This is a genomic window from Sporomusa sp. (assembly GCF_035561255.1).
Lineage (GTDB): Bacteria > Bacillota > Negativicutes > Sporomusales > Sporomusaceae > Sporomusa.
In genome coordinates this window covers 1-4,635 of the sequence record NZ_DATMXX010000214.1, presented here as the reverse complement: position 1 = coordinate 4,635, position 4,635 = coordinate 1, and the positions used below count along the sequence as shown (strand labels likewise).

At 43.7% G+C, this 4,635-nt stretch carries 5 protein-coding genes; 3 read left to right on the top strand and 2 right to left on the bottom strand.

The genetic code is table 11. The features are described from left to right. Nucleotides 1-68: 68 nt before the first annotated feature. The 3 genes from VN379_RS11760 (at nucleotide 69) to VN379_RS11750 (ending at nucleotide 2,761) form a co-directional block, all read left to right on the top strand. Complete coding sequence (locus VN379_RS11760) at nucleotides 69-1,199, top strand: aldo/keto reductase (protein ID WP_325534020.1); 1,131 nt, start codon at nucleotides 69-71, stop codon at nucleotides 1,197-1,199. A 79-nt stretch (nucleotides 1,200-1,278) separates the two neighbouring features. After that, the gene (locus VN379_RS11755) at nucleotides 1,279-1,944 is read left to right on the top strand and encodes a flavodoxin (RefSeq protein WP_325534018.1); all 666 of its coding nucleotides are present in this window, start codon (nucleotides 1,279-1,281) and stop codon (nucleotides 1,942-1,944) included. Nucleotides 1,945-2,080: 136 nt separating this feature from the next. Then, nucleotides 2,081-2,761 (top strand): DUF4405 domain-containing protein, encoded by a 681-nt coding sequence (locus tag VN379_RS11750; RefSeq protein WP_325534016.1) that lies wholly within the window; start codon nucleotides 2,081-2,083, stop codon nucleotides 2,759-2,761. Nucleotides 2,762-2,985: 224 nt separating this feature from the next. Here VN379_RS11750 and VN379_RS11745 read toward each other — a convergent pair whose 3' ends face one another. Both VN379_RS11745 and VN379_RS11740 read right to left on the bottom strand, forming a co-directional pair. Further along, nucleotides 2,986-3,387, bottom strand: coding sequence for a MerR family transcriptional regulator (locus tag VN379_RS11745; protein WP_325534014.1), 402 nt, complete (start codon nucleotides 3,385-3,387; stop codon nucleotides 2,986-2,988). Between the two features lie 275 nt (nucleotides 3,388-3,662). Continuing rightward, nucleotides 3,663-4,292: a flavodoxin gene (locus VN379_RS11740; RefSeq protein WP_325534011.1), complete on the bottom strand. Its 630-nt coding sequence runs from the start codon at nucleotides 4,290-4,292 to the stop codon at nucleotides 3,663-3,665. Between the last annotated feature and the right edge of the window lie 343 nt (nucleotides 4,293-4,635).

The window sequence follows — 4,635 nt, the reverse complement described above, 5'->3', positions numbered from 1 at the left end:
GACTTAGAGTTAACTCCATAATGTAAGATAAAAAAAATATGCGGCTACGCTTAAAAACGAGGTACTCTATGGAATATCGAAAAATACCCAAAGGCACTGACAAGGTCAGCACAATTGGCATTGGCGGAGCGCATCTGCATGAAATCTCTCCGGAGGAAATGCAGCGGCTGGTGGACTATTCCCTTGAACAGGGTGTCAACCTTGTCGATACGGCAATTTCCTATCCCGAAGCGCTGGATAAGCTCGGCCCTGCGCTTAAGGGTCAGCGTGATAAAGTATTGTATCAACTGCATTTGGGGCTGACTTTCCCCAATGGGCAGTATCTTCGCACCCGTAAGCTTGACCAAGTGCAAAAAGGCTTTGAAGCTCAATTGGACAAGCTAGGAATTGACTATGCCGATATCGCCTTTATCCACTATGTGGATGAAGAAAAAGATTTCGAGGAAGTGTTTTCTTCCGGCGTTTTTGATTATGCCCGGAAACTGAAAAAAGATGGCACTATTCGTTATCTCGGGTTCGCTTCCCATAACGTAGATATTTGCAATCGCTTTATTGAAACAGGCGAAGTCGATTTGTGCATGTTCAGTCTGAACGCGGCTTATGACCTCGATCCGGTGAGCAATGTTCCCTTTGAAGAGCTGGACATGATAGGACAAGACCAGCTGACTGTTTCTCAGGAACGCGCCAAGTTTTATCAGGAATGTGAAAAACGCGGTATCGGCATCCAGGTGATGAAGCCTTATGGCGGCGGTATATTGCTAAATCCAGGCACCTCGCCATTTGAAAGGGTCATGACCATCTACCAGTGCCTGCAATATGCTCTTGACCGCCCCGCCGTGCTTTCCTGTCTTTTAGGTGTGCGTTCCAGGGCGGATATGGAGGATGCCATTGGCTTTTATTCTTCCAGCAAAGAGCAAAGAGATTATTCTTTTATCGCCGGTATGCAGCACAAGGATATGCGGGGAACCTGTGTGTATTGCAACCACTGTTTACCCTGCCCTGTCAATATAGATATTGGCGCTGTCCACAAATACCTCGACTTATTTCTTGCAGGTGATCAGTTAGCGAAAGAACATTATCGCAGCTTAAGCCAGAGGGCAAAAGACTGTATTGAATGTGGCTCGTGCGAAAAAAGCTGCCCCTTCCAGGTAAATGTCCGGGACAAGATGCAAAACGCGGTTGAAGTTTTGGAGAACTAATGCCCGCAAAGACGGCGCATGTTCTGCTGATAGCGGTGATAAGTGGATAAATACTGATAATAACAAGGAGGATTATGTTATGAAAAAAATCTTAGCCTTGGCCCTTACATTGATACTGGGCCTCTCTCTCACTGCCTGCAGTGGCAATAATAGCGGTGGACAGGCAGGCAATGGCTCCAATCCCAATGCTGCTGCACAGGAAAAAACCAGTCCGCCCGATACGAAAGCGGAAATTGGCAGTCAAACACAGCTGAATACAGGAAACAAGAAAATTCTTATTGCTTATTTTTCGCGCTCCGGCAATACACGTGAAATTGCGAACCAAATTCACGCCAACGTCGGCGGCGATATGTTCGAGATTAAGGCTGTAGACTCATATCCAGCAGATTACAATGCGACTACTGAGCAGGCCAAACGGGAGCTGGAAACCAACTACAGGCCAAAACTTACAGCAACGGTGCAGAATATGGCCTCTTACGATGTGATTTTCCTTGGGTATCCCAACTGGTGGGGAACAATGCCCATGGCGGTATTTACCTTTTTGGAGGGACATAATTTCTCCGGGAAAACCATCATCCCTTTCAGCACCCACGAAGGAAGCCGCTTTGGGCGAAGCGTCAGTGACCTCCGTCAGCTTTGCCCGCAGGCCACGCTCCTTGATGGTTTCGCCATCCGGGGATCAAGTGCGAAAAGCGCCCAGAATGATGTAGCCACGTGGCTTCACCAAATCGGAATGATAAAGTAACGCAACGTTTCCAGCTAACTTGGAAGACCCAGTGGATGTTATTTGAGCCCAGCCAGCGGTACAAGCCTATATTGATTTGCCGCTGGCTGCGAGCTAGATAGGCGTCCATATTTTTTATTCCAGAAAGGGGGATTTTTTGAATACAAGAGCGCTGTGCAAACTGGCTATTGATCTCATTATGACCGTTCTCATATTGGTGGCAATGGCTTCCCGCCTAACCGGAACCACGATTCATGAGCTATTGGGCATTACCTTGTTTATAGTATTTATCATCCACAATATCTTGAATTGGGGGTGGTATAAAGCACTGCTGAAAGGAAAGTACAATACACTTCGTTTTTTTCATACCGTGATCAACCTGCTTCTTCTTGCAACGATGCTGGCGCTGCTAATCAGCGGCGTAATGCTCTCCCGCACCGTGTTTGTCTTTATGGACCTAAACGGCGGCTTATTCGCCCGCAAGCTACATATGCTGTTCACCTATTGGGGCTTTATCCTCATGTCTGTGCATCTTGGAATGCACTGGGGTATGATTATGGATGCGGTGCGAAAGATGGCGAAAATTACTTCGGCGAACCGCAACCGCACCTTGGCGCTACAAACTATGGCGGTATTGCTTGCAACATATGGAGTATATGCTTCCTTTAGCAGAGAAATAGGAGCCAAGCTGATTTTATATTATACCTTTGATTTCTGGAACTATGACCAATCCCCTGTGATCTTTTTTATTGATTACCTGTCCATCATGGGGCTCTGTGTTTGCGTAACTTATCACACGGTAAAACGGATGCAGCGAAGTTCTTCAAAAAAGATTTGATCATACGTAGTAAGAGACACTGATCCGTTTGTCATCCGAATATCCGAATCATTAATATAAGGTATACAAAAACCCGCTTTCAAACCTGAAAGCGGGTTTTGTTCCGTAATCCTGCCGATAGGCAAGATGCTTTATTTCTTTTTCAATTTATCTTCACTTTAAGATCTGCTTTCCCGTTACCGTTAATGCCGGTTTGTCAGGTTAACCTAGCAAACTTTACTTAATTATGGGTTACTTGCATAATCCCCCGGTTTTATTAGTTCTTTTTCTTTCTCAACGATTGTCTGGTCAAATTTTGCAATCTTATAATCCAAGCGTTCGATCGTTCTTTGCATATCTTCCACTTTTTTGATAAGCAGCTTACGCTGCCCCACAAACAATTCTCTTCTCGCCTCAATGGTTGTATCACCCTGCTGAAACATCCCGACATACTCAGTCAGGACTTCAATCGAAAGCCCTGCATCTCGCATGCATTTGATAAATTCGACCCAATTGCAGTTTTCCTCTGTATAATCCCTGATCCCGCTTTTATTGCGGTTCACGCGGGGAATCAGTCCGATGCGCTCATAATAACGGAGTGTATCCTGGGAAATATCATATTTTTGACTTACTTCTGTAATCGTCATACGGTTTCTCACCTCCTGCTATCGATAGCATACCATCTAGAGCTAACTCTAAGTCAATAGCAAACTAAAAATCGGCTTCTCAGAGTTTCCTTTTCAGCATAATTAATACCCATGGCCTTTTGGCTGTAATATCTGGCCTGCTGATAAATCGCCTGCTCCAACACATCGTAATATCACCACAGTTATCTGCTTTTTCCCATGTACACCACCTGCTTCATGATTCCAGTGCCGTAAATTCTACTTTCATTGTAGTTTTTCCTGTCAAAACCACTATTTTATTCTATAATTTTAATTTTATTTAACCAATTAGCTATTTCAGGTTGTACGTTTTTCACATTTTTGCTCTCAACTCCAAAACCTTCGAGAACAGTTGATTGTGGGCAAAGTTTTGCGATGTCTGTGACGCTTCGTCCCTGACCGCTGCCACCGTACGTGCAGAACGGCACAATTGTTTTCCCCGTCAAATCGTATTCCGACAAAAACGATACAATCGGTTGAGGTATTGTTCCGCCCCAAATCGGCGAGCCAATAAAAATCACATCATATGATGCGATATTTTTAATTTTTGTTTTCAGCGCGGGTTTGTAATCCGCATCTCTTTCCTCTTTCGCTCGTTGCACAAGTGCAAAGTAATTACTGGGGTATGGTTTTTCTGGCTGAATTTCGATAATATCCCCCCCAACGCTTGTGTGAATTTGATTGGCCAGTTCGCGAGTGTTGCCCGAATGAGAAAAATAAACGACAAGAATTTTTCGTGCTGGCGAGAGTGCTTGTTCCTGCTGTTCATTTGCTTTTTCCATGCTTAAAGGATTAATTTTTTCTGCTGTTAAGCACTGTCGTGCTTGTACACCAACTAGTAAAAGCACGACAGTTATTGCCGTTAGTAAAAGATATATTCTTTTCACATTTGCTTCCTTTGTTATCTAGACATTACGGTTTTTCCTGGGATCTACAAGTATTTTGAATTATAGCTAGTCCTACTGGTGTAGCCGCTTTGATAAACTCTCGGCAATTTCATGTATCGTTTCCTTCTAAACTGCTTATCATCATCATTGATTCATCGTTAACAGCAGTCTAGCATTTGGAGTTAACACCAAGTCAAGGCTTTTTTTAGTTTTTGAGAGACAAAATGAAAATGAGTGCGGTGCTTCCAGCTATATTAAACTCAGTGAGTTAGGACTTTCTGCATTAAATTATTGTTCTGAATTGAATTTAAATATTTATAAAAGACGTCTTATTCATTATTGC